We start from the raw sequence: 25,814 nt of genomic DNA on the forward strand, positions 1-25,814 counted from the left end.
TTCTACAACAACTCCGCATGAGTGACGAACGACTCTTGATAATGATCAACCAGCTCGCATCGGCTGATCCACAACTCGCATCGGCACACGCTTCCAGTCCGAGCCATCGAGCAGCACCGAGAGCTGAGCATGAGATAGCGACATGACGCCTTCCTTGATCGGCGGCCAGGTGAACTGCCCCTCGATTCTTTTGTAGTAAAGGACAAGGCCGCTTCCATCCCAAGTCAGGATCTTCACGCGATCTCGGCGCTTGGAGCGGAAGACATAAAGTCCGCCGTCGAACGGATCGGCTCCAAAGGCCTCGCTCACCAGCATCGCCAGCGAGTCCATGCCGCGGCGGAAATCGACCGGCTGCGTCGCAATCCAGATCGACAACCCAGCTCGAAGCCCGATCATCGACCAACCGTCCCGACCGCCGCCAGCACCTCGCACAGTGCCTCCCGGTCCACTGTCCCCCTGACACGGATGCGAATCGCGCCGACCTCGATCTCGATCGCCGCCTGCTCCTCACTCGGGCGCCCACAGCCGGTGATCGCGACCGGCACAAAGCCAGGTGGCATGCCTCTGTCCCCGCGCTCCGCGACCTGCGCCCGCGTAGCCTGGCGACGCCAGAGAAACAACAGGCTTGGACTGATGTCGTGTCGCCGCGCCACTGCGGACACGCTTGCACCCGGCGCAAAACTCTCCGCAACAATCGCCGCCTTCGCATCGGTCGACCAGCGCCGACGTCGGCCCGTCCCGGTGATGATCTCGACACGCTGCAGCGTGTCGGCGCCGTGTTCGAGGATAGGCATATGCCTATCCTTATCGCTATCCTTACGACTATCCTTACGACTATCCTTTGACATTGTGACCTCGCGACAAACCATTCCGCGAGATCTTCCTAGCCGACCAGATCAACCCTCAGCGCGTGGTCTCCGCATGACGCTCACGTTGAGGCGACAGGTCGTGATCATCGTCAGCATGATGGCGGCACGGTCGGCGCCGCGCTGGCTGCCGGCGAAGGTCCAGTTGCGCCTTCCCAAGGCGATGCCTCTCAATGCGCGCTCAGCGCAATTGTTGGTCAAGCAGATCCTGCCGTCGTCGAGGAAGCGGGCGAAGCCGTCCCAGCGCCTGAGCATGTAGTTAATCGGCTTCAGGACCTCGGAGGAACGCGAGAGGGTTTCGCGCTCGCGGAGCAGCCAGGCATGCATGTCCTCGAGAAGTGACTTACTCTGTTCCTGGCGAGCGGCACGCCGCTCGCCGGCACCGCGGCCGTTGATGGCGCGCTCGATCTCGAACAACGTATCGAGGCGTCTGACAGCCTCCAGCGCGATCGGGGAGACCGGTTTGCCTTTCTTGCCTTCCCGAGCATTTTTCTCGATATCAGCCAGCTCGAAGAAGCCCCGCCGCGCATGGGCCACGCAAAACGCCGGCGTAATCGGCAGCGCCTTCTTCTGCGGGTCGAACAGCGGCTCGAAGCCGCTGTAGCAATCCGCCTGCAAGATGCCGGCGAAGGCGGCCAGATGTCTCTGTGGATGCTCGCCTCGTCGGTCGCTCGAGGCGTAATAGACCGCTGCCGGCGGCGCAGGCCCGGCGAACGGCCGGTCATCCCGCACATAAGTCCAGATCCGCCCGGTCGTGCACTTGCCCTTCGCCAGAATACGGATGGTGGTGTCGTCGCCATGAAGGCGCTCGGCAGCGAGCACGTGGCGTTCGATCAAGTGGAAGAGCGGCATGACGGCGAAGGTCCCGTGGCCGACCTGGTCGGCCAGCGTCGACAACGGCAGGTCGATCCCCTCGGCCTTAAAGCGCGCACTCTGGCGGTTGAGCGGGATATGCATGCCGAACTTGTCGAACAGGATCGTCGCCAGCAATTGTGGGCCGATGAAGCCGCGCGGCGTGGCATGGAACGGCGCGGGCGGCTGGCTGATCTTCTCGCAATCGCGGCAGGTGAACTTCTCGCGTACCGTCTCGATCAGCTTGAAGCTTGAAGCGGCGCGGGATCTCCTCCAGCGTCTTGGTCACATCCTCACCGATCTTCGCCAGCCGCGATCCACCGCAGCAGGCGCAGGTCGTTGGAGTCTCAATGACGACGCGCTCGCGTTCGATATCGTCAGGCCATGGCTTGCGCACCGGCCGCTTGCGCATGAAGGGGCGGACGTTCTGCGTCTTCGCCGCTGCGGCCTGTGCGGCAAGCTCATCCTCGCTCGCCGTGGTGACGAGTTCTTCGAGCTCCAACTCCAACTGCTCGAGCAGCCGTGCCGAGCGCTCGGATCGCTGCCCGTGCAGTTCGCGTTTCAGCTTCTCGATGCGCAACTCGAGATGAGCGATCAGCGCCTCGGTATCCGACAGTTTCGCCTGCGCATTCGCGGCTTGCGCCTGCCAGTTGGCGGCCTTCGCCTCGGCTTTCTGTCGCGCCTCACGCTCGGCCTGCAGCGCCGCCAGGGCACTGACAAGGTCCGATGGAAGATCATCCGGCTTCGATATCATGGAGCCATTGAATCAGATCGAGCAGCAGATTCAAACCGTAAAACGACTATCCGACCCGCGTCGGACGCTGGGTTTCTTGAGGGTTGCGCCAATCGATCCCGGACAACAGATAGCTCAACTGCGCCGGAGAGATCGTTACCGATTCACCAGCAACCGATGGCCAGATGAACCTGCCTCTCTCGAGTCTTTTGGTGAACAAGCAGGCGCCCTGGCCATGGTGAGTCGGCCCCGGGAGTTGCACCCGGAGCCGCTCTCCGAACCGTACGTGACGCTCTCACGTCATACGGCTCTCAACAAGTAACGAAGCAGAACTCAACATCGCCCAATGAGCGAACAGCTTCGGCCTGCGGCAGCGGATCAATCTGAGCCAGGTGGAGGCTCTGACTTTTCCATTCTTCAGCCCTTTGTATTTGCGTCGCGCCCAGCGGTTAAGAGATTCGTCGACGTATCGATACAGGTTGTGCATTTCAGACCGCCCATATCTGCCGTAGTACTGCATCCATCCACGAAGGACGGGATTCAGTTCCAAGGCAATTGCGTCGACTTCCGTCTGCGAGCGAAGCCTGAGCCGGAGCTGCCGGATCGTCATACGCATAGACTTCATCGCCGCCCTGCTGACCGCTGGCGAGAACGTACAGAAGTTTTCTTTCTTCTGATGGTTTCTTGCCCTGCGCGGTCGAAAGGTAAATCCCAGAAAGTCAAATGACTGACTGGCATGGCTACCCGGGCGGTTGCTGTCTTTGCAGTAGACGAACTTGGTCTTGTCGGGATGCATTTCGAGTTCGCATTCCTTAAACCTTGCTTGCAGCGCCGCCTTGATGGCTTCCGCTTCAGCCTTGGTTCGGCAATGAACGAGCCCGTCGTCCGCGTATCGACACCACGGCGACTGCGGGAAGTTCCGCGCCATCCATGTATCGAACGCATAATGCAAGAACAAATTGGCAAGGACGGGACTGATCACGCCGCCTTGGGGTGTGCCCCGGTCGCGAGCGGTGATCGCTCCGTCTCTGTCTTGCATCGGCGCTGTTAGCCAGCGTTCGATGTAGAGCAGAGCCCATTCGTCTTGCACATGCTTCCTGACGGCCTTCATAAGCAACTTGTGGCTGATATTGTCGAACAGGCCTTTGATGTCGAACTCCAGCACCCAGTTCATCTTCCAGCACCGTTGCCGGGTGACGCCGACGGCGTCCAGCGCGGATTTTCCGGGCCGGTAGCCGTAGGAATCGGGAAGGAAGATTTCCTCGAGTGCTCGTTCAATCTGCAGCTTGACGACCGTCTGCGCCACGCGATCTGCTACTGTCGGCACACCTAGAATGCGTTGTCCGCCGTTCCTCTTGGGAATGGGGACAGCCCGAACGGCAGGTGGAAAGTAGCTGCCAGAAGACATGCGATTCCAGACCTTGTAAAGGTTGCCCTTCAAGTCCTTCTCAAATGCTTCGAGCGACACCTTATCCACGCCGGCCGCGCCCGCATTGGCTTTGACCAGTTTGTAGGCCTTCATCACTGTCTGCTTGTCGATATCGTACTGCTTGCGTCCGGTTACACTCACATGTCCTCCTGCTCATCACAGTTGCATATGGGCGCAACCCACTTGTTTCGGCCCCTTCGCTCCAGTTCCATTACAGCACCTTCATCACTACTACGAGCCGATCCGCCCCAGTGTTGTGCTTCGGTACTCTCGTCTCGCGGTGTGCGCCGCTTGAACTTCTCCCTTGGCATCACAACGACTGGTTCCTGCAGTTCTCTACAAGAGCCTGTATCCAGATCGCGTCCCCTAAACGCCGGTCGCCATCCGCGCAGTAATCCAGGCGTCTCACGGATTGATCTCAGGGATGGCACGCGCCCCTGATTTTGGCGACGTCTAAATATTTTTCGACGCGTCATCGGAAGATTCGCTTTCGCTCGCCTTCTGGATACTTACCTGCCCCGTAAACCCGGGACTTTTGCAACACTTGCTCATGACCGCGCCTTTTAAGCGAAGCCACAGTGTCGTGGTTTTGCATCTGCGCCTGAAACGCCGATGCAGGAGGGCCATCCTCCATCTCTCATAAAGCTGTACGCATTAAATTCGGTTATTCACCTCCTTCATGCTCTGCAGCACACCGTGCCAAATGACCTTCAATAGATCACCGCGTTTGCCCCGGAAGCAGAAAAGACCGCCGCCCATGGCGTCGCGCTTGAGCACTTCCTGCACGCGCAGAGCCAGACTCGGAAAGCCGCACCGCATGTCGGTATGGCCCGTCGCCAGCCACACCCGCACGCCCGTCGGGATCGGGATCATCGGCGCGCCAGGCCCCGAGCAATTCGAACGACCGCCTCGATATCCGCACCGGGGCCGAAGACCACGCGCAGCCCCTGAGGGCTCACGATTTCGATCTGACCTGTCTCGACAGCTTCCGTCGTTGGCGGCGTACTTGCCGCAACTATCGCAGGGACGAATGTCGGGCCGATCGAATCCTCTTCGGCCGGATCATGACAGGTCCAAGCCTTGCGCCAGCTCAGCAGAAGCTGACGTGATATCCCATACCGGCGAGCCGTCGCCGACACCAGTCGTGGCCCCGAGAAGCTCTCCTCTACGATTCTGAGCTTCTCCGCACGCGTCCAGCGTCGCCGCCGACCGGTCTCCACCAAATCCATGCGGCTCAGCACCGCACTGTCCTTATGTCCGTCCATAAGGACAGTCAGCTACAGATCGGAAAAACTCGCAAGACGGCCGCCCTCGGACGGATACGGCTCTTCTCCGTGTCGTAGACGTGGATCGGCAGGAAGCAGCGTTCGTCATAATGAGCGTTGAACAGCGAGAGTTGCTGATGGCCGTGGACGACATCGCAGGTGTCGTCAATGTCGAGCGTGACGGATGCGGGCTCGCACCGATAGCTATCCATCCATGCATCGACCAGGGTGTAGGTCAGGCGGATCACGTCGCGCAGGCGGGGAGCATTCTCCAGCCGCGACAGCGTCGGTTGGGAACACAGATCGCGACCGCTGTCTGGTAGCCGTCCACAGGCCAGCTTGAATGCGGGATCGGACCGCAGATGATCGAGGTCATCGGCGTCCTCGTAGCCGCAGCAGATCGCGAACATGCGAGCGCGAAACATATCGACAAGGCTGTGCACGACCCGCGTCGGATCGCGCCGATCCGGGAACACCCGGGCCAAATTGTTGGCCAAACCGAGACGTCGCTCGGCCATCGCAAGAAGCATCACGCCCCCTGGCGCAACAGTTTGATGTTCATCCGAACCAGATCACGACCTGGAAGACCCAGCTTCTGGAAGGCGCCGCCGGAGTGTTTGGGCAGGACAACGGACCGGCCGAGGCGCCGGTCGATTTGAAGCGTTACATGCCAAGATCGGCGAGCTTGCGTTGGAGAACGATTTTTTGTCCGGCGCGCTCACCAAGGCGGGCCTGCTGAGCGCAAAGCGATGATCGACCGCGACCATGATCTGTCTGTCGTGCGCCAGGCGAAGGTCCTGAACCTTGCCCGCAGTACGGTTTACTATGAACCTCGGCCGGTTTCGGCCGAGGACTTGTCTTGATGCGCCGGCTCGATGAGCTGCACCTCGATTATCCCTTCGCAGGGGGGCGCATGCTGCGATCGCTGTTGCGGCGTGAGGGCGCGCAGATTGGCCGCCGCCACGTCGCGACGCTGATGAAGCGCATGGGGATCGAGGCGATCTATCGTCGGCCGAATACGAGCAAGCCCGGGCCGGGCCACAAGATCTACCCGTATTTGTTGCGCGGATTGAAGATCGTGCGGCCGAACCAGGTCTGGGCCATGGACATCAGCTACATTCCGATGCGGCGTGGCTTCGTCTACCTCGCCGCGGTCGTCGATGTGTTCAGCCGGCGGGTCCTGGCCCATCGCGTATCGATCACGATGGAGACGGTGTTCTGCGTCGAAGCGCTCCAGGAGGCGCTGGCGAAGCACGGCAGGCCCGAGATGTTCAACACGGATCAGGGCAGCCAGTTCACCAGCCTCGACTTCACCAGTGTGCTGCCGGACGCAAAGATTGCGATCAGCATGGACGGCAAGGGCGCCTGGCGCGACAACGTGTTCGTCGAGCGGCTCTGGCGCACGGTCAAATACGAGGAAGTCTACCTGCGCGCCTACGACAGCGTGTCCGAGGCGCGAGCATCAATCTCCAGATATCTGGCGTTCTACAATCAGGGACGCCCGCACTCGAGCCTTGACGAACGCACCCCCGACGAGGCCTACTTTGGCACGCACGCGATGGTGATGGCCGCATGACCGTCGCCGACGATTTTGTCGTTGCTCTGGTCGGGCTACGCCCTTCTCCCGACGCAACGACAAAATCGCAAAGCCCCGCATTCAGTGTAACCTGGCAGGAATCCACTTAATTTCCGCGGGGCACTGTCCAAACAACCGGGGCCTGCTCTCTCATCCTGATTGACGCTCCACTGTCATCCTGATTGCCGCGCAGCAGGCTGCTGACCTTTGATCACCGCTCTCGCCGCCGAGATGATCGCCGGGATCAGAATAGCAGGGTTGATGCCGAACAGCTTCTGCTCGGTAAGCTGCTGACCTTTGGCAAGGTCACCTGCAATTTGGATCGCGTCGCCACGTAGGCTCTCGTCAAACTCGTTGGGCTGCTGACCTTTGATCACCGCCCTCGCCGCCGAGATGATCGCCGGGATCAGAATAGCAGGGTTGATGCCGAACAGCTTCTGCTCGGTAAGCTGCTGACCTTTGGCAAGGTCACCTGCAATTTGGATCGCGTCGCCACGTAGGCTCTCGTCAAACTCGTTGGGCTGCTGACCTTTGATCACCGCCCTCGCCGCCGAGATGATCGCCGGGATCAGAATAGCAGGGTTGATGCCGAACAGCTTCTGCTCGGTAAGCTGCTGACCTTTGGCAAGGTCACCTGCAATTTGGATCGCGTCGCCACGTAGGCTCTCGTCAAACTCGTTGGGCTGCTGACCTTTGATCACCGCCCTCGCCGCCGAGATGATCGCCGGGATCAGAATAGCAGGGTTGATGCCGAACAGCTTCTGCTCGGTAAGCTGCTGACCTTTGGCAAGGTCACCTGCAATTTGGATCGCGTCGCCACGTAGGCTCTCGTCAAACTCGTTGGGCTGCTGACCTTTGATCACCGCCCTCGCCGCCGAGATGATCGCCGGGATCAGAATAGCAGGGTTGATGCCGAACAGCTTCTGCTCGGTAAGCTGCTGACCTTTGGCAAGGTCACCTGCAATTTGGATCGCGTCGCCACGTAGGCTCTCGTCAAACTCGTTGGGCTGCTGACCTTTGATCACCGCCCTCGCCGCCGAGATGATCGCCGGGATCAGAATAGCAGGGTTGATGCCGAACAGCTTCTGCTCGGTAAGCTGCTGACCTTTGGCAAGGTCACCTGCAATTTGGATCGCGTCGCCACGTAGGCTCTCGTCAAACTCGTTGGGCTGCTGACCTTTGATCACCGCCCTCGCCGCCGAGATGATCGCCGGGATCAGAATAGCAGGGTTGATGCCGAACAGCTTCTGCTCGGTAAGCTGCTGACCTTTGGCAAGGTCACCTGCAATTTGGATCGCGTCGCCACGTAGGCTCTCGTCAAACTCGTTGGGCTGCTGACCTTTGATCACCGCCCTCGCCGCCGAGATGATCGCCGGGATCAGAATAGCAGGGTTGATGCCGAACAGCTTCTGCTCGGTAAGCTGCTGACCTTTGGCAAGGTCACCTGCAATTTGGATCGCGTCGCCACGTAGGCTCTCGTCAAACTCGTTGGGCTGCTGACCTTTGATCACCGCCCTCGCCGCCGAGATGATCGCCGGGATCAGAATAGCAGGGTTGATGCCGAACAGCTTCTGCTCGGTAAGCTGCTGACCTTTGGCAAGGTCACCTGCAATTTGGATCGCGTCGCCACGTAGGCTCTCGTCAAACTCGTTGGGCTGCTGACCTTTGATCACCGCCCTCGCCGCCGAGATGATCGCCGGGATCAGAATAGCAGGGTTGATGCCGAACAGCTTCTGCTCGGTAAGCTGCTGACCTTTGGCAAGGTCACCTGCAATTTGGATCGCGTCGCCACGTAGGCTCTCGTCAAACTCGTTGGGCTGCTGACCTTTGATCACCGCCCTCGCCGCCGAGATGATCGCCGGGATCAGAATAGCAGGGTTGATGCCGAACAGCTTCTGCTCGGTAAGCTGCTGACCTTTGGCAAGGTCACCTGCAATTTGGTTAGCTTCCCGGGTTGGCTGCTGGTCATTGTTCTCAGCCGTAATCATCGAGACGATCCCGCGAACTAGACTCGGATGATCTATTCCGAAAGGGTCGCGCTCAAGCTGATATCTCTCTTTAGCTGTGCCAAGTGACAGTCGAGTAAGCGTAGATGTGTCCATTGTTGATCACCTTGTTGATGTTTGCGGTTGGTTGCGGCTCTCAGATCACACTTCTCCGCTGGCGTGCAAAGGTGATGAAGGAGCGGAGCCGTGTGCCCCCTGGAATCTTAGGTTCCTTTAAAAGAGGCGTCTGGGGAAGCCCGACCCTCCGGATCATTAACTTCGCGGCGTCCACAAGCTCAGCCAAGCTTGCTCCGGGGCTGAGCGCCTTCAATGAATGGAGAAGGGCAAAGGTAAAGGCCGACTTCCCTTCCGTTAATGCAGTGCTCGCGGCTGCCGTTTCGGTTTCGAGGCAAGCGGAAAGAAGGACGCCATTTAACTGTAGCTGCCCCGTCTCACCGGACGCGGCCTCCGGCATAGAGGCCTGCAACCCGGCCAGGGGATCCCGCGAATTCGCCGCGACGGGTGAATTCCGAAGGTAAGTCATCTCACCAAAGCGCTTCTTTGCTATTGCCCTGCCCTGCCCGTTGGTGTGTTCGAGGAATTTGTCGCCGGTTAAACGCATGTGGGTTTTGACGCGCGCGCGTCCGACTAACCCGGAGTACTTGAACGCCGGCGCCAACATCCGCTTTTCAAGGCCGCCGGAGAAGCAGCAATCGGCAACGAGCGTCAATATTCCGGGCGGCAGGTTCTGCGTCATCTGCGCGAACGTGTTGTCGAAGAGATAGCCGTCGTAGAGAACAATGCATTCTTGAATGACGAGGCCTCGGAGTGCAGTCGTTCCGTGACCGGAGAAAAAGAAGACCAATCGATCCTCCGGCGATACGTCTGCGAAGAGCTCTCGCAAGGCAGCTGTTACATTGCCTACGGTGGCTTCGGAATCGACAAGTCGAACAATGTTGGCGAATCCGTATTGCTTCTTGAGTACCTCCTCAAAGGCATTAACATCGTTAACACTGCTCGGAAGGTTGTTCGCTGCGCCGTGATAATCGTTGATGCCTACGAGCACCGCCCGGCACCGTTCGCCTTTGGTGGTGTCAGCTGAATACACTGTACGAACTCACGAAACGGTCAGGTCGGGCGACAGTCAAAGTCTTCTGATGTTCAAACACTACCACTTCCTGTGAAGCTGGCCTCGTAATGTCTTGTTACTGCGATTATACAGAAGGTCCAAAGGAACGGCCGTGAAACTCGCGTGAAAACGAGGGCAGTTTCACCATCGTGCGTCAGAGTGGCTCAGTGCGGATATTTGACGGCTTGAACTTGCTCCCGTGGTGGCCTCCATCTCGGGTGAACAGACCGGGCTGGTGACAAAGGGCGAGCCCGCCTGGCCGCCACTTGCGTTGTTCAAGGGTTCAAGGCGATGCGGCCGCACTTCGCGAGCTCCTTTCAAAAACGGTATGGTCCGCCCTGTCCGTGCAAGGGTTCGTAACCAGCAAAAATGACGCTTCCAGTTGCATAAATGTATCCGGCCTCTCGCGAGTGGACTGCGGTTGCAGCCAGGCCATGACCTTGCCCCCGGGGCCTAATCCAGTTTGAAGTTCGTTCTGGCCCACGACGAGGACCAGAGCATGAAGCGTAGCCGCTTTACGGAAGAACAGATCATCGGGATCTTGAAGGAGCACGAGGCCGGGGTGTCGGTCGCCGATCTATGCCGCAAGCACGGCGTAAGCGACGCCAGCATTTACAAATGGAAGGCCAAGTACGGCGGGATGGACGTGTCCGAGGCCAAGAGGCTGAGGGCGCTGGACGACGAGAACACGAAGCTGAAACGGCTCCTGGCTGACGCCAACTTATTTTTCGGTCGGACACTTAGAGCCTGACTCAAAATTGCATTGCTGTTTTTATCGCTGCGATGCGCCTTGTCATGAGTTGGACAGAGGCGAGGAAGAGCCAGGCAGTTGCGCTTTCGATGGTTCGCTCGAAGTCCTTGGCTAATCTGCGATTGCGGCCGAGCCAGGCGAAGGTTCGTTCGACGACCCAGCGCCGCGGAAGCACCTGGAAGCCCCGTGCAGCATCGGAGCGCTTGATGATCTCGACAGTCCACCGGCCGATCTTTTCCAGCACCGCCTTGAGCTTTTCGCCGGCATAGCCGCCATCGGCGAAAATATGGCGCAGCCAGGGGAAGCGATAGCGAATGCTGCACAGGACATCTGGCGCGCCATCGCGATCCTGGACGTCGGCAGCGTGAACAATCGCTCCGACCAGGAGCCCTTGGGTGTCGGTGACGATGTGACGCTTTCGACCCTTGATCTTCTTTCCCGCGTCGTAGCCGCGAGGGCCGCCACTTTCCGTGGTCTTGACCGATTGGCTGTCGATCACGCCGACCGTCGGCGAGGCCTCCCGGCCGATCGCCTCGCGCGCCAACATCAGGAGTGCGTGGTTGATCGATTGCCACAATCCGCTGTCGCGCCATTGGTAGAAATAGTACTGCACCGTGGTCATTGGTGGAAACAGAGTGGGCGGCAGCATGCGCCACGGCAACCCGCCGCGCAGCAGATAGAGCACTGCCTCGACGATGTCGCGATAGCTCCATTTCGGGCGCCGCCCGCGCTTGGCCCGCACAGGAAGCAACCTCTCCAGCACGCCCCATTCCGCATCCGTCAAGTCGCTTGGCAAACGCAGCTCCTCTCGGGCAAACTGTGCCCGGGTGATATCAGTCCACATTCTCGATCCCTTTGATGCTTCGCAACACCAATGGAATCAGAACTCGCTGATATCACTCAACTTATTTTTCGGTCGGACACTAACGACCGATGCCATGGCCGCTGGCCCTGATGGAGATCGCGGATCGAGGCCTCATCAACGGGTCGCGCTTGTTGCGCTTAAAGCTCTTCGGGCTTGCTCGATCCCCAGCTCCGCCGGTGTCCGTCATGCTGTCATTTGCCCTCACACCATAACGTGGCCAACATACGCGACATTCAGGTCGCAAGCTTAGGCCGATAGAATTCCCCGGTCGTCATCATTGCCCAGACGATCCGGGCCAACTTGTTGGCAACGGCGATGGCGACGACCATCGGCCGACGCCGTTCAAGCAGGGCTTCGATCCAGCCGCCCCCAACCCGGCAGCGTGCCTTTGGGTACCGAACGACGTTGCGTGCTCCGATGACAAGCAAGTGTCTGAGATAGGAATCGCCCTGTTTCGTAATCCGGCCGAGCCGATCCTTCCCGCCGGTGGAATTCTGCTTAGGCGTCAGGCCAAGCCAGGCCGCGAACTCTCGCCCGGAGCGGAACATGGTCGCGTCCGGTACGGTCGCGGCGAGAGCCGTGGCCGTAATGGGACCGATCCCGGGAATCGAGGACAGCAACTTCGCCATCGGATTTACTCTCTGGATCTCAGCTAGTTCGCGCTCGATGGCCTTGACCTGCCGGTGCAATTCCTTCAGTTGGCTCACAAGGACGGCCAGGGCGATGCGAGCGTGGGCCGGTAGCGTCAGTTCCTCGTCATCCAACAAGTCCGCCAAACCATCCACTCGTTGCCGGCCTTGCCCGACAATGATTCCGAACTCAGCAAAGTGAGCCCGAATGGCGCAAGCTGTCATGGTGCGTTGGCGGACCAGCAAGCCTCTTGCACGATGAAGCATCAAGAAGCCCTGGTTCTCAGCGCTCTTGATTGGAACGAACCGCATATTAGGACGACTGACCGCTTCGCAGATCGCGGCCGCGTCAGCGGCGTCATTCTTGGCTCCTCTTCGTAGGTAGGGTTTAACATAGGCTGGCGGAATCAATCTGACATCGTGTCCAAACTGCCGAATCTCCCGCGCCCAGTGGTGAGCAGTAGCGCAAGCCTCGATGCCGACCAGGCAAGGTGCGAGCGAAGAGAAGAACGACACGATCTCGCCTCGCCGGAGACGTTGGCGACCGGCCACTTGGCCTTGGCTATCAACTGCATGGATGTGAAATACGTGCTTCGAAATATCCAACCCAATTGTCGCGGCTTCCATTGGTATGCTCCTTTTAGAGCCGATCCAAGAAGAAGGGATTCATGATCAAGGGGCTGGCTTGGTCAAGCGCCTGAGCATGATGCGGATCATGGCGAGACGGATGAAGGCAACGACCGTTTCGGCGTAACGCTCGAAGTCGCGGGCCAAGCGGCGATTACGGCTGATCCAGGCGAAAGTCCGCTCGACGATCCATCGCTTGGGCAGGACGACGAATTTATGCAGTTCGTTGCGCTTGACGATCTCAATGGTCCAGCAACCGGTGTCGGCGACCACCTCTGCCATCTTGGCTCCCTGATAGCCAGCATCGGCAAAAATGCGCTTAATGAAAGGGAACGAGCGGCGTGCGCTGCGGAGCAGGTCACGAGCACCGTCGCGGTCTTGCACATGGGCGGGATGGACTACGACACTCAGCAGCAGGCCGAGCGTATCGACGAGGATATGGCGTTTGCGACCCGTGACCTTCTTGCCGGCATCAAAGCCTTGCGGGTCGAGCGCAGACCCCCTTTTTGCGCCGCCTTGGCACTCTGGCTGTCAATGATTGCCGCCGTCGGACTGGCTTCACGGCCGGCCTGCTCACGAGCCTCGACGTAAAGTGCATGGTGGATGCGCTCCAGCGTGCCGTCCCACTGCCACAGCATGAAATAGTAATGCGCCGTGCTCTTCGGCGGGAGGTCTTTCGGCAGCGCCTTCCACTGACACCCCGTCCACAACACGTAGAAGATCGCGTTAAGAACCTCGCGGACATCGACATTCCGCGGCCGGCCGCCGCGCTTGGCCGGCGGAATCCTCGGTGCGATCATCGCCCATTCCGCCTCGGTAAGATCACTCGGATAACGAAGCCCGCGCCGTTCAGCCGCGCACCGGTGTTCAGGCTTCCACATTAGACGCTCCATCCCGAATCAAGCGCCATCACAGAATCACAACCGATTCACCTGACTCAACTTCTTCTTGGATCGGCTCTTAAGCGGGTTCGTCCATCGCCAGTATATCGCCGGCGCCGAGGGAGCGGGACCGTCTTCCCCATCAACGGCCGGCTCCGGGATGAATTGCTGAACGAGACGCTGTTCGCGTCGCTGGCTCAGGCCCGCGTCGCGCTCGGATGCTGGCGCGCCGATTACAACCGCGCATCAGAACACCCATCTGTCTATGTTGTTGAAGAGAAGAGAGTTTGCTGATCGGGATGCGATCCTGTGGGGTATCTTGGGTTCTGTCGCGCTCCTTCGGCGATAGATTGAGCGGCAGCTGTTATCAGCGAGGCGCGAGCAAAGATCCACGGGCCGTCCGATAGCGGATGGATGGCTGCGATCTCGCCGGCTTCAGCGGCGAGCCGGAGCGTCTTGGGCGCGACCTTCAGGAGCTTTGCGGCGTTGCTAAGGTTGAGCCAGGGTTCGATCCCGTCATCGGCGGGCTTGAACACCGGGAGGTGGTAGCTCGAGCGCATTGATGTGACGCGCTCGCGGGTCCAGCGATTGCCGTTGCCCGTCTTGAGGCCGTTTCGGTTGAGGAGGCCGGCAATCAGATCGTCGCTGGCGATCAGCACCAGTTGACGCACGGCTTGGATAATATCGGCGGAAGTGCTGTTGCGCTGTCCGCGCCGGCGCTTGGGCAAGCGCAACTCGCTGTGAGCGCCACCCACCCAGTGGACGATGAGAACGATCTCGGACGCCGCGTCGTCTATATCGGCCACGACCTCATGGACGAGGGTGCGTACAATGCGCTTCTTGAGACGAGCATCCGTCGTCGGCGCATCCCAGACCGTTTTGAGGTTCGAGGCCAGTACGCCGAGCGAAGCTGGATCAGCAATGGGTGCGGGCGTGGCCGCATCATGCATGGCGATCTTGCCCTCGACCTCCGCCGCGTGAGCGAGTGCCCTGTTCCAGCGCGCTTCCAGCTCACTCGCCACCAACCGGTTCGCGGGGTCAGCGGCATCGTATTGCCGGAAAGCCCGGTCGGCGGCATAGCGCGCCGCTTCCAGATCGCGACTGAGCGCATCGCGCACCTGATCCCGCCGTTCCCTGGCTCCTTCGGCGGCAGCGGTTGCAGCGGCGATAGCGCCCGGACCGACGACGCCAAGCAGTGCTTCCTCGATTGCATCATCGACACGCAATCCGCCGAAGGCGATGCAGTGAGGACCGCCATTGTCCATCCAGGCGCGGCTGCAGCTGTAGCGTGGGATATGGTGCTTCATGCCGGAGTACCGGAGTGTGAGCTTGCGGCCGCAGCGCTTGCACCGGATCAGACCGGCCAGCAGCGCGTCACCATGCTTGGGTGCGCCGTGATGCCGACCGGTGGGAACGTTGCTGCTGACCATGGTGCGGATCGCCTCGAACCTCTCCCAGCTCACATACCCGTCGTGGGTGTTGGGCTTCAGCGCCAGCCATTCGTTCCGTGTCTTGCGGCGGATCTTCAAGCTCACGCCCCCGGCGCTGTATCCCGCCGCCACAGCCGTCTTACCATAGGCATAGGCGCCGCCGTAGACCGGGTTCTCAATGATCCGGTGGATGGCGGAGTAACTCGGTCGCCGCCAGGCTGTGTCGCCGTTGGACTGCTTCACTGGTAGATCGAGATTGTACTCGTGGAGCCAGCAGAGCGCCTGTCGCGCGCTGCCCAGTTCCTCGACCTTGTCGAACACCAGCTTGATCGCTTCCTGGACACGCCGATCCGGATCTTTCTCATAATGGTCGCCGGCCTTCACGAAGCCGACGGGCGCCGCCACAACCAACTCGCCCCGGCGCGCCTTCTCGTAGCGGGCCGAGAGCGAGCGTTGGCGCAACAAATCCAGTTCGTACTCGTTGAGGCTGCCCTTGAGCCCGAGCAGCAGGCGGTCGTTGCCGTGCCTTGGCGCATAGATAGTCTCCTGATCGACCAGAACGGTATCGACCACGCGGCACATCTCGATGAGTTGCTGCCAATCCCGGCTGTTGCGGGCGAAGCGCGAGACCTCGCGGGCGCAAACCGCACCAACCTTACCGAGGCAAACCTCCGCTACCATTCGCTCGAAACCGGCGCGTTGCACGCCGCCGGCGGCTGAACGACCGAGATCATCATCGATCACTTCGATCTCTGACCACCCGAGTGCCGTCAGCCGGTCCCGCATGGCGTATTGCAATGCGCTGCTCTCGCGATTGTGCAACACCTGATGTGCTGAGGATTGGCGCACGTAAAGAATCGCCTTACGCTCCAGATGATGAGGCCTGACCTTGTCAGAGATCATGATCGACCCCCTTCGCGGGCGGCGTCGCTGTCATCGCAGCATGGTCGAGGATCAACTGCGTCATCAGGCTTGTGAGGGCCGCCCGCGCTTCCGCCGGCAGCTCCGACCATGCCGGCGCGCCGAGGGCGCCGTTCGACAGGCCGCTCCCGAACAGATCCATCTGCTGCTGCAACCGCGGTTGTCGATTGTGTCGGTATCCGCTCCCTGGCATTGCCGTCTCGCGTGACATGAGTCGCTCCCCGATTCTGGTCGTGAGAGCCTCTGGATGCGCCAGAAAGCGGGGCAGCTGATGGCGTTCGATCCTTCAACGCCAGATCGAGAAGCGCAGCGAGCGCCGCAAGTGCATCGATGCTAACAAACGGCCGAACTGTCAGAAGCTCGGCGTCAGGGCAGGCCGTCCGGTCGAACATCCATGCTGGAACTTCCAGCCAACGGTCTGCTTGCGATCCGTCCAGGGTGCAGCGAAAAACGACATCGTCAGCCTTGTCGACCGCCCCATGAACGCAAACTCGGCGACCAAACCAGGGATGATGCCGATAAAGAACCTCGCGAAGAACGGTCCTGTGGGCGTTCTCAAACGTCGTTGTATAACGACACACGACCGCACTCGCAGCTCGGATGGAAGACGCCCTCCGAGTTCGCCTTCACGTGCCACCCGCGCCGCCCAACTGGGCAAATCCACCGGCTTGAGCGAACTCAGAACTGGATAAAATCTGGGGGCAACGTCACAGTTCCGCCTCTCGATCTGGGGAAGACGTCGCCATCTCCCTTTCACCAGACGACTAATTGGAATGGCGCCTGGCTTCACTCGTGATCCGCGCTGAGCCGCTCTGACGCACGATGGTGAAACCTGGCTCTCGTTTTTAACGTGAGTTTCACGGCATTTCCTTCGGATCTTTCTGTATAATCGAGACAACAAGACATTCTGCGTTCAGCTTCACAGAGGAGTTTCAATGGTTGAACATCAGCAGACTTCTACGATCGGCCGACCTGACCGTGGGTTCCCACAGTGGGTCCAAAGCGGGCACCAGCGAAGCCGAACGCAACCAAGGCTGGGCTGTGGACGCGGAATCAACGACTATCATGTCCCTGCCATACCTTCCGAGCTATCTTTTAAAGGGCATCGAAATGGCAAACTAAGCAACAAATGAGACGACAAACACAAGAGGACACGTCAGCAAAATGCAGAGCGGTTTAGAATTGCTTGCGCAGATCAAATTGAGGCCGAACGGATCGGTTGAAGCGTTTCTAACTGACGTCCGGCCAGTACTGAGGGCTTTCACAAAGAAAGATAACCCGTTCAAATACAAGAAGCCGGTGAACAAGATTAGTAATGAATGCTACAGATTTGTGATAGGAAGGCTTGGGCAGGGCGTAGTGAAATCACCATCCGAAGGTGCCGACATTCTAGACAAGCTGGTTTCGGCAGCAATAAACGACAGCGACACTGAATTTCAGGCGCTCATCGCAGAGGCATACCAATTGGATGCCAGAGTGGCAGAGGAAACACGAGACGAACCATCGGGAGCGCAAGAGAGGAAGAGAAAGTTGAAGACCGAACCAACATCCACCGATGACGGACAAACGCCCAAGGACCGCATGCAGGAATAACCAAACCGCCCCCCTGGGGACGCTTTAGGCTGTGTGGACTCTTGGGGTTGAACGAAGCCGCTGCCGCGGCGTAGGGGGCAAGGTGGCATAGATCGCCTCCTGGCTGAGAGGATGTGGGTGTTGGAGCCCACCCCCTCAGACAGGAGTATCGAGATGGCCGATTTGAGCCCTCTTCGCCGCCGCCTGATCGAAGACATGACCGTCCGCAATCTGTCGCCGGCGACGCAAAGATCCTACATCAGCGCGGTTTCGAAGTTCAGCCGCTATTTTGGCCGATCGCCTGACCGGTTAGAGCTGGAAGACGTCCGCGCCTTCCAGGTGCATTTGGTCTCGACCGGCATCTCATGGCCGGCGCTGAACCAGATCGTCTGTGCGCTACGGTTTTTCTACGGCGTCACGCTCGGCGAGGCGCTCATCCCAGAGCGCATTCCCTATGCGCGAGAACCGCGCAAGCTGCCGGTCGTTCTCAGCGCCGACGAAGTGGTTCAGTTTCTTGAAGCGGTATCGAGCCTGAAGAGCCGCGCCGCGCTCACCACCGCCTATGCGGCCGGGCTCAGGGCCTCGGAGGTTGCGGGACTGCGGATCGAAGACATCGACAGCGCCCGCGGCGTCATCCAGGTGCGCCACGGCAAGGGCGCGAAGGATCGCAACGTGATGCTGTCGCCCCAGCTGCTGGGCATCCTGCGCACCTACTGGCGGCTCGCCCGGCCGCGGCTTTATCTGTTCCCTGGTCGTGACGAAGATCATCCGATCGATCAGACCGTGCTGCATGCCGCCTGCCGGTCGGCGGTGAAGGCTGCGGGCCTGACCAAGCGCGTCACGCTGCACACGCCCGCCGGTTTTGCGCATAAGTCGCAAATTGGGGCGAACTGGATGGATCGACTTCTGATGGACTCTGCGCAAGCTGTTGAAATTAAAGAAAAAGCTCCGGAGACCGAGGGGCTGCCGGCGATTGCCTCAAGTCCCGAGCGCTTCATCAATCGCGAGCTCTCCTGGCTGCACTTCAACCGCCGCGTCCTCGAGGAAGCGGTCAATCCCAGCCACCCCATGCTGGAGCGGGTGCGATTCCTGTCGATTTCAGCGAATAACCTCGACGAATTCTTCATGGTCCGCGTCGCCGGCATCAAGGCCCAGATCCGCGAGGGCATCGCCGAGCGCAGCCCCGACGGCCTGACGCCGTCCGAGCAGCTCGCGCTGATCAACCGCACCGTCTCGCAGCTTGCCTCTGACCAGCAGGCGATCTGGCGCGACCTGCGCGGCACGCTGGCCGACGTCGGCATCGTGCTGGTCGACGGCAAGGACGTCACCAAGGCGGAACGGACCTGGATCGAGGACTACTTCCTCAACAACGTGTTTCCGCTGTTGACCCCGCTCGCCATCGACCCGGCTCACCCCTTCCCGTTCATTCCGAGCCTCGGCTTCACCATCGCGCTCCAGCTCACGCGCGCCGCCGACGGCAAGCAGATGAACGCGCTGATTCGTATGCCCGGCAAGATCGACCGCTTCATCCGGTTGCCGGCCGAGGGCAAGGTCGTGCGGCTGATCTCGCTCGAGCAGGCGACCGGGCTGTTCATCAACCGCCTGTTCCCCGGCTACAATCTCCACGGCCAGGGCGCCTTCCGCATCATCCGCGACTCCGAGCTCGAAATCGAGGAAGAGGCCGAAGACCTCGTCCGCCTGTTCGAGACCGCTCTGAAGCGCCGCCGCCGCGGGTCCGTGATCCGGCTCGAGATCGACGGCAAGATGCCGGAGGAGCTGCGCAGCTTCGTGCAGCATGCGCTGTCGGCCGCCGACGACGAGGTCTTCCTGGTCGACGGCGTGCTCGCCATGAACGAGCTCTCGCAGCTCACCCGCCTCGACCGGCCCGATCTCGAATTCACCCCTTACGTGCCGCGCCATCCCGAGCGCGTGCGCGAGCATGGCGGCGACATCTTTGCTGCGATCCGGCAGAAGGACCTCGTCGTCCACCATCCCTACGAATCCTTCGACGTGGTCGTGCAGTTCCTGCAGCAGGCCGCCCGCGATCCCGATGTCGTCGCGATCAAGCAGACGCTGTACCGCACCTCCAACAACTCGCCGATCGTGCGCACGCTGGCGGAAGCCGCCGAAGCCGGCAAGTCCGTCACCGCGCTGATCGAATTGAAGGCGCGCTTCGACGAGGAGGCCAACATCCGCTGGGCGCGCGACCTCGAACGCGCCGGCGTGCAGGTCGTCTACGGCTTCCTCGAACTGAAGACGCACGCGAAGCTCTCGATGGTGGTGCGCCGCGAGGGCGGCGGCCTCACCACTTACGTCCACACCGGCACCGGCAATTATCACCCCGTCACCGCACGTATCTACACCGACCTCTCCTACTTCACCTCGGATCCGACCATCGGCCGCGACGCGGCGCGCGTGTTCAACTTCATCACCGGTTATGCCGCGCCGAGCGATCTGGAAAAGATGGCGGTGTCGCCGCTGACGTTGCGCAAGCGCATCATCGAGCACATCCAGGGCGAGACCGCGCATGCGCGGCATGGCCGACCCGGCGCGGTCTGGATGAAGATGAATGCGCTGGTCGACCCCGACATCATCGACGCGCTCTACGAGGCCTCACAAGCCGGCGTCCAGGTCGAGCTCGTGGTGCGCGGCATCTGCTGCCTCAGGCCCGGCATTCCAGGCCTGTCGGAGAACATCCGCGTCAAGTCGATCATCGGGCGCTTCCTGGAACACGGCCGAATCTACTGCTTCGGCATGGGCCAGGGCCTGCCGAGCGCGAAAGCGGCTGTGTATATCTCCTCGGCCGACATGATGCCACGCAACCTCGACCGCCGCGTCGAGGTGCTGTGTCCGCTGCAAAATCCCACGGTGCATCAGCAGGTTCTCGAACAGATCATGGTCGCGAATCTGAAGGACAATGAGCAGAGCTGGCAATTGTTGCCCGACGGGTCCTCGACGCGTATGAAGACCGCGAAGGGCGAGGAGCCTTTCAACGTCCACAACTACTTCATGACAAATCCGAGTCTATCTGGCCGTGGAAAGTCGCTCAAGGAATCCTCGCCGCGCCGTCTCACGCGCCGTAATGAACGTCATCAATCTTGATCCGGGATCGAGGACGTGAAGCGGCCGCGTAAGCGCGGCTCGAGCGTCGCGGTCATCGATATCGGTTCCAACTCGGTCCGTCTCGTCGTCTACGAGGGACTGACGCGGAGCCTCATTCCGATCTTCAACGAGAAGACGCTGTGCGGCCTCGGGCGCGAGGTGCAGAGCACGGGCCTGCTTGCGCCCGATGCCGTCGACAAGGCGCTGACCTCGCTGAAGCGGTTCCGGGCCCTGTGCCGCGTCATGCAGGTCGGTCGCGTGTTTGCGATTGCGACCGCAGCCTGCCGCGATGCCTCCAACGGCCCCGACTTCATCGCGAAAGCCGAGCGCATCTGCGCCGTGAAGATCGAAATCCTGTCGGGCCCGCGCGAGGCACGGCTGTCGGCGCTCGGCGTGATCTCCGGCATCCATCATCCCGACGGCATCGTCGGCGATCTCGGCGGCGGCTCGCTCGAGCTGATCGATGTGCGCAAGAACAGCGTGCGCAGCGGCGTGACGCTGCCGCTCGGCGGCCTCGCGCTCCAGGACCTCGCGCACAAATCGCTCAAGCGCGCCGACCGCATCGTGCGCGAGGAGCTCGACGAGGTGCCGCAGCTCACCGCCGGCCGCGGCCGCACCTTCTACGCCGTCGGCGGCACTTGGCGCGCGCTTGCGCGCATCCACATCATCCAGAGCGGCTATCCGCTCCAGGTGATGCACGGCTACTCCATTTCCGCAGCTGAAGCGCTCGACTTTTCGCGTCGTCTCCGCCGGCTTGCGGCCGCCGACATGCTGGCCGACATCGAGATCGTCGCGGATGCCAGGCGCCCGCTCCTCACCTATGCGGCGCTGGTGCTCGAGCACATCATCCGCGTGGCGAAACCCAAGTCCATCGTGTTCTCGACCTTCGGCGTGCGCGAGGGCCTCTTGCACGAGAAACTGTCGGAATCCGAGCGCAACAAGGACGGGCTGATCTGCGCCGCGGAAGAGCTCAATCAGCTGCTGTCGCGTTCGGCAAAGCACGCCCGCGAGCTGATCGCCTGGACCGACCGCCTCGCGCGCGTGGTGAAGCTGCGCGAGACCGAAGAGGACCGCCGCTTGCGCCACACCGCGTGCCTGCTCTCCGACATCGGCTGGCGCGTGCATCCCGACCATCGCGGCGAGCAGACGCTGAGCCTGGTCGTCAACGGCAATTTCGGCGCAATCACCCACACCGAGCGCGCCTTCGTCGGCCTGTCCGTGTTCTACCGCTATGCGGGCCTGAGCGAGGAGAACCAGCCGCCGGTGACCATGCAGGAGCTGCTGACACCGGCCCAGCTCGAACGCGCCCGTCTGCTGGGCGCGGCGTTCCGCGTCGCCCATCTGATCTCGGCGGCACGCCCGGGTGTGCTGCCGGCCACGCATTTCCGCAGCCAGGGCCGCAATCTGATGCTGGTGTCCGAGCACCGGCTCGTCGACCTCGTCGCCGACCGCGTCGGCAGCCGCTTCCGCGCCCTCGCCCGCCTGATCGGCCGCTCCGGCTCGATCGTGCGACGCTAGACCGGCGAGCCGGTCCTGATCCTTCCCGGACGTTTCTTGAGCCACATGATCGCGCCGCTGATGAACAGGGCGAGAGGTGCGAAGCCGGCTGCGAACACCAACAGGCGCCCGATCAGCCCGAACGTCGCGCCGTTATGGATCCAGAGCTGTTCGGCCAGATAGCGATCCCCCATCGACATCGCGGCCGAAGTGCGATCGTGCACCACCGCGCCACTCCATGGATCGAGCCAGATCGCTCCCCGGGCACGTAGCGCGGGATCGGCACCCTCCGCCCGGCACTGCACCCGCCAGGTGTTGCGCGTTTCGGTGGGCGGGTTCAGCATGGCAACCGCTATGCCCGGCTTGGCCGATTGCGCGTTCCGCATGATCGCATCAGGTGATAGCGGCGGTGTCCCTGCGGGGGGCGGCGCTTCGATCCGCGGCGACGGATCGGCTGTCGGTTGCGACACAAGGCCAACGATGGGACGCACGACGTCGGGAAAAATGATCCCGACGCCGGTCATCGAGATCACCGTGAGCGCGAGCAGCGCCCAAAAGCCGGCCGTGCCGTGGACGTCGAAAACAAATCGAAGCAGCGAAACGTCCCTGCGGACCGACACCGATCGCCAGAATCGACCCGGCCTCGGCCACCACAAGATGAGGCCTGACATGGCCAGGCCGAGCAGCATGAACCCGGCAACGCCGACCAGCTCTTTGCCCCACCACTCGTAGAGCAGCAGCGTGTAGTGCAGACGATAAACCTTGAGGGAGAACGCGTTGATGTAGTCACGCCGCCCGAGCACCTTCCCGTTCGAAGGATCGACCATGGTCGTCCAGCGATTCGGGTCGCGGCCTTTCGCAGTTTCATGCGCATGTATCACGACCCAGACCGGCCAGGTCCGATCCGGCGCGAGGATCGTGGCAATCGGCGCGGGATCCGCTGCCGCGGCCGCGCGCATCACCTCGCTCAACGTAGCCTCTCGTTCCCGACCGGCGGGAGTGTAAAGCGCCGGGTTCAGGGCGGCGTCGATTTCCCGATAGAAGACGATGAAGCTTCCCGTGAGGCCGATCAGCACCACGACGATGCCGCCGAGCAATCCGAGCCATCGATGAGCCCACAGAAGCCCACGCCGTGCGCGTCCGGTGAGGTTCGGGGCCGGCAACATCGCCGTTGCACGCGTCAAAGCCGACCCGCCTCAGAAATCCGTCGACATCGACAATAGCAGGGTTCGCGGTACACCTTGCGACAATGCGGAGAAGCTCGCCACGCCAGCCCAGTAATTGGTATCGAACACGTTCTGAACCAGGGCCCGAAGCGTCACCGGCCGGTTGTTGATCCGCGTGTTGTAGCGGGCACCCAGGTCGAGCCTCGTCCAGGCCGGAACGACCTGCGTGTTCGCCGCATCCAGATATTGGTGTCCCGTATAGATGGTGTTTGCGACCAACGTCAGTCCGGGTGCGAACGGCGTGTCCCATTCGGCGGACAGGTTTGCCTGCACCTGAGGCACACCGATCGGCGTCTTGCCGAGATTGGTTGGCGTGCTTGTCTTTGTCAGCTCCGCATCGATCAACGTCACGCCGCCAAGGACTCGTATGCCCGGCTGCACCTCTCCGAATACGGTGAACTCCAGGCCGCGATTGCGCTGTTCGGCGTCGGCCCGGAAGATCTTGTCGACACCCAATTGTCCCGACGGCTTGGTGATCTGGAACACGCTGATCGTGGTGGCCAGCATTCCGAAGTCGACCTTGACGCCTGCCTCGTGCTGCTTGCTGAAGTAAGGCGCAAGAACTTCCCCCTGATTGCTCGCGGTCGTCGGTGCGACGTCGCCCTTGCTGAGCCCTTCCATGTAGTTGGTGTAGAGCGAAACGTTGCTCCAGGACTTGACGACGAGGCCGACCATCGGCGTGAGCGCCGTCTGGTCATAGGAGGACGTGACCGCTCCCGTGGTGGTATTGAAGTTGTTGGACTTCACCCCCTGCTGGCGCACGCCGACGGTCAGCTGAAGGCGCTCCTGAAAAACCGACAAAGTGTCAGCCAGCGCCAAGCCGGTCAATTCGGTATCCGAAAGCTTCGGAACAGTCGCGGGAGCAGCAACGAGCTGCTCAGGACGGGCGATCGGCGCATAGATGTTGGACAGAACCGGCGTCCCGGACACAGAGCCCCGTGAGATCTGATCCGTGTAGTAGCTGCCCCGGAAACTCACGGCGTGACTGATCGCGCCAGTTTCAAACCGGGCGCGCACACCGGCGTCGGCGACATTCCTGTCGATATCGAATTTGAAGCGTCCCGGTGTCGACGTGGTGTTGCCGGCCGCGTTCAGGATCGTCGGCGTGCCGAACAAGCGATCGACCTGGGTCCTGCCGCCACCGCCGTCGGCGAACACCGTCACGGAATCCGTCACATCGTATTCGGCGCGCGCCAGCAGCGAGTTGTCATGAACCTTGGCCCATTCCCAGGCCTGCGTGACATTGCGCCTCCCGACCGGCGCGGTCGGGACAGCTACGCCTGTTGCGACCAGAAACGGTCTCGTGGGCGCGTCGAACTTTTCTTCCTGATCGATGAAGTCGAGCGATGCTCTGAATTTCTCACCGCGATAATCGAATGCGGCGGCGCCGACATGCGCCTGCCGGTTCTGGTTGTCCAGCGGCGTATCACCATTGTGATAGCTGCCATTGACGCGAATTCCGAATTCGCGGTTCTCGCCGAACCGTCGGCTGACGTCGAGATGCGTGCCGAACTGGCTGTTCGTCGCGTAGTCGGTCGTAACCCGTGTGAGATCGACATCAGAGGCACGCTTCGGGACGATATTGATGGTGCCCCCGACGCTGCTGTTCGGGGCCATCCCGTAAAGTAGCGCGGTCGGGCCCTTGATGATCTCGATCCGTTCGACGTAGTCGGTGAAGACACGGTAGTTCGGTGCAACACCGTAGACACCGTTGAAGGCAATTTCTCCGACATTCCCCTCGCCGATCGGAAAGCCGCGGATGAGAAGGAGTCGAGAATGCCGCCGGTCTGGCCGGTGAAACGGACCGAAGGGTCGTTGCTGACGACGTCGGCTATCGTGCTGGCCTGTTGATCTTCGATTTTCTTCGCCGTGTAACTGGTGACGTTGAACGGCGTGTCCATGAAATCCCTGTTGCCCAGCAAGCCGATCTGGCCTCCGCGGGCGACCTGCCCACCTGAGTAGGAGGGCGGGAGTGCGCCGGGCCTTGCGGCAGCGGGGTTCGCTTCCGCTTGCATCCTGGCCCGCTCATTCGCGGGCGCGCTTTGACGGCCCGCCCTTCGACTTGGGTTCAAACGCGGGCGTGCACGCTGCTTCGGCACGTCGGCAGTGACGGTCACCGCCGGCAAGGCTGTCGCCGTCTCCGGCGCAGCGCTTTGCGCGCTGGTGCGGTGAAGGAAGCCGTCGCTGAAAAAGGCGATGGAGACCAGAGAGGCCGCGAAGGCAGTCGGTCTGGAGAACTTCGGATGTGATTTGACGGTAGCGGCAAGAATAGCAACAGGGCGGCAGGTGGCTCTCGAAGACATCTCTCAACAGCTTCCGGTTTGACAGGAATAAATACCGGAGCGACGTGCCGCTGCACGAGCCGCCAAGTCAATAAAAACGCCTTTATTTTGTCGTCCGTGAACAAGGCTCTAAGCGATTGAGCGAGAGTCTGTTTTTCGGATTTGAGACGGTTTGAGATTGCAGGGATTGGGAGGT

17 protein-coding genes and 7 pseudogenes are annotated in these 25,814 nt (G+C 61.0%); 7 read left to right on the forward strand and 17 right to left on the reverse strand.

The window, feature by feature from the left end; all coding sequences use genetic code 11:
- Positions 1-45 precede the first annotated feature (45 nt).
- The 8 genes and pseudogenes from tnpB (HU230_RS41730) to HU230_RS41765 form a co-directional block, all read right to left on the reverse strand.
- The gene (gene tnpB / locus HU230_RS41730; protein WP_166202960.1) at positions 46-396 is read right to left on the reverse strand and encodes an IS66 family insertion sequence element accessory protein TnpB; all 351 of its coding nucleotides are present in this window, start codon (positions 394-396) and stop codon (positions 46-48) included.
- Positions 393-794: an IS66-like element accessory protein TnpA gene (gene tnpA, locus HU230_RS44325; protein WP_166202958.1), complete on the reverse strand. Its 402-nt coding sequence runs from the start codon at positions 792-794 to the stop codon at positions 393-395. The genes tnpB (HU230_RS41730) and tnpA (HU230_RS44325) overlap by 4 nt, the downstream gene beginning before the upstream one ends.
- A gap of 138 nt (positions 795-932) precedes the next feature.
- Positions 933-2,472 (reverse strand): annotated as a pseudogene (tnpC, locus tag HU230_RS41740) (IS66 family transposase); the annotation flags it as partial.
- A 46-nt stretch (positions 2,473-2,518) separates the two neighbouring features.
- A complete protein-coding gene (gene tnpB, locus HU230_RS41745) occupies positions 2,519-2,713 on the reverse strand; it encodes an IS66 family insertion sequence element accessory protein TnpB (RefSeq protein WP_176535441.1) in 195 nt (64 codons plus the stop codon).
- A 33-nt stretch (positions 2,714-2,746) separates the two neighbouring features.
- The gene (gene ltrA / locus HU230_RS41750) at positions 2,747-3,973 is read right to left on the reverse strand and encodes a group II intron reverse transcriptase/maturase (protein ID WP_176535508.1); all 1,227 of its coding nucleotides are present in this window, start codon (positions 3,971-3,973) and stop codon (positions 2,747-2,749) included.
- A 561-nt stretch (positions 3,974-4,534) separates the two neighbouring features.
- Positions 4,535-4,753 carry an IS66 family insertion sequence element accessory protein TnpB gene (gene tnpB / locus HU230_RS41755; protein ID WP_166294299.1) on the reverse strand — a complete coding sequence of 73 codons (219 nt, stop codon included), beginning with the start codon at positions 4,751-4,753 and terminating at the stop codon, positions 4,535-4,537.
- Positions 4,750-5,145 (reverse strand): IS66-like element accessory protein TnpA, encoded by a 396-nt coding sequence (gene tnpA / locus HU230_RS41760; RefSeq protein WP_166202956.1) that lies wholly within the window; start codon positions 5,143-5,145, stop codon positions 4,750-4,752. The genes tnpB (HU230_RS41755) and tnpA (HU230_RS41760) overlap by 4 nt, the downstream gene beginning before the upstream one ends.
- 29 nt (positions 5,146-5,174) lie before the next feature.
- Positions 5,175-5,687: pseudogene (locus HU230_RS41765) on the reverse strand (transposase); the annotation flags it as partial.
- On the opposite strand from HU230_RS41765, the pseudogene HU230_RS41770 reads away from it, so the two are divergent.
- Positions 5,684-6,721, forward strand: a pseudogene (locus HU230_RS41770) (IS3 family transposase); the annotation flags it as partial. The pseudogenes HU230_RS41765 and HU230_RS41770 sit on opposite strands and share 4 nt — an antisense overlap.
- 173 nt (positions 6,722-6,894) lie before the next feature.
- On the opposite strand, the gene HU230_RS41775 reads toward HU230_RS41770, so the two are convergent.
- Positions 6,895-8,709: a hypothetical protein gene (locus tag HU230_RS41775; protein ID WP_176535443.1), complete on the reverse strand. Its 1,815-nt coding sequence runs from the start codon at positions 8,707-8,709 to the stop codon at positions 6,895-6,897.
- A 154-nt stretch (positions 8,710-8,863) separates the two neighbouring features.
- Positions 8,864-9,814 (reverse strand): caspase family protein, encoded by a 951-nt coding sequence (locus HU230_RS41780; RefSeq protein ID WP_176535445.1) that lies wholly within the window; start codon positions 9,812-9,814, stop codon positions 8,864-8,866.
- A gap of 520 nt (positions 9,815-10,334) precedes the next feature.
- Here HU230_RS41780 and HU230_RS41785 point away from each other — a divergent pair.
- Positions 10,335-10,559, forward strand: a pseudogene (locus tag HU230_RS41785) (transposase); the annotation flags it as partial.
- A gap of 28 nt (positions 10,560-10,587) precedes the next feature.
- Here the strand turns inward: HU230_RS41785 and HU230_RS41790 are convergent.
- From HU230_RS41790 to HU230_RS41800, 3 genes are all read right to left on the reverse strand, one after another.
- Entirely contained in the window at positions 10,588-11,430 is an 843-nt protein-coding gene (locus HU230_RS41790) for an IS5 family transposase (protein ID WP_176534619.1), read from the reverse strand.
- Positions 11,431-11,684: 254 nt separating this feature from the next.
- Positions 11,685-12,707 carry an IS110 family RNA-guided transposase gene (locus tag HU230_RS41795; RefSeq protein ID WP_176535447.1) on the reverse strand — a complete coding sequence of 341 codons (1,023 nt, stop codon included), beginning with the start codon at positions 12,705-12,707 and terminating at the stop codon, positions 11,685-11,687.
- Between the two features lie 45 nt (positions 12,708-12,752).
- A protein-coding gene (locus HU230_RS41800) for an IS5 family transposase (RefSeq protein ID WP_176535449.1) occupies positions 12,753-13,588 on the reverse strand; the annotation gives its coding sequence in 2 pieces (ribosomal slippage) (positions 12,753-13,204 and positions 13,204-13,588; 837 coding nt in all).
- Positions 13,589-13,732: 144 nt separating this feature from the next.
- Between HU230_RS41800 and HU230_RS41805 the strand changes: the two are divergent.
- Positions 13,733-13,843 (forward strand): annotated as a pseudogene (locus tag HU230_RS41805) (integrase core domain-containing protein); the annotation flags it as partial.
- Between the two features lie 8 nt (positions 13,844-13,851).
- Here HU230_RS41805 and HU230_RS41810 read toward each other — a convergent pair.
- Both HU230_RS41810 and HU230_RS41815 read right to left on the reverse strand, forming a co-directional pair.
- Positions 13,852-15,921 (reverse strand): recombinase family protein, encoded by a 2,070-nt coding sequence (locus tag HU230_RS41810; protein ID WP_176529004.1) that lies wholly within the window; start codon positions 15,919-15,921, stop codon positions 13,852-13,854.
- Positions 15,911-16,081: a hypothetical protein gene (locus HU230_RS41815; protein ID WP_176529003.1), complete on the reverse strand. Its 171-nt coding sequence runs from the start codon at positions 16,079-16,081 to the stop codon at positions 15,911-15,913. Before HU230_RS41815 ends, HU230_RS41810 begins: the two co-directional genes overlap by 11 nt.
- A gap of 1,022 nt (positions 16,082-17,103) precedes the next feature.
- Between HU230_RS41815 and HU230_RS41820 the strand changes: the two genes are divergently transcribed.
- The 4 genes and pseudogenes from HU230_RS41820 to ppx all read left to right on the forward strand — a co-directional run bounded on the left by HU230_RS41820 (position 17,104) and on the right by ppx (position 22,131).
- Positions 17,104-17,532, forward strand: a complete 429-nt coding sequence (locus tag HU230_RS41820) for a hypothetical protein (RefSeq protein WP_176535451.1) — start codon at positions 17,104-17,106, stop codon at positions 17,530-17,532.
- Positions 17,533-17,727: 195 nt separating this feature from the next.
- Positions 17,728-18,303, forward strand: a pseudogene (locus HU230_RS41825) (tyrosine-type recombinase/integrase); the annotation flags it as partial.
- A gap of 117 nt (positions 18,304-18,420) precedes the next feature.
- Positions 18,421-20,613, forward strand: a complete 2,193-nt coding sequence (locus HU230_RS41830; RefSeq protein WP_063983670.1) for an RNA degradosome polyphosphate kinase — start codon at positions 18,421-18,423, stop codon at positions 20,611-20,613.
- A gap of 15 nt (positions 20,614-20,628) precedes the next feature.
- The gene (gene ppx / locus HU230_RS41835; protein WP_176535452.1) at positions 20,629-22,131 is read left to right on the forward strand and encodes an exopolyphosphatase; all 1,503 of its coding nucleotides are present in this window, start codon (positions 20,629-20,631) and stop codon (positions 22,129-22,131) included.
- Here ppx and HU230_RS41840 read toward each other — a convergent pair.
- Positions 22,128-23,207: a PepSY-associated TM helix domain-containing protein gene (locus tag HU230_RS41840; RefSeq protein ID WP_234633916.1), complete on the reverse strand. Its 1,080-nt coding sequence runs from the start codon at positions 23,205-23,207 to the stop codon at positions 22,128-22,130. The two genes, ppx and HU230_RS41840, sit on opposite strands and share 4 nt — an antisense overlap.
- 99 nt (positions 23,208-23,306) lie before the next feature.
- Positions 23,307-25,351: pseudogene (locus HU230_RS41845) on the reverse strand (TonB-dependent receptor).
- Positions 25,352-25,814: the final 463 nt, after the last annotated feature.

The organism is Bradyrhizobium quebecense (assembly GCF_013373795.3).
Lineage (GTDB): Bacteria > Pseudomonadota > Alphaproteobacteria > Rhizobiales > Xanthobacteraceae > Bradyrhizobium > Bradyrhizobium quebecense.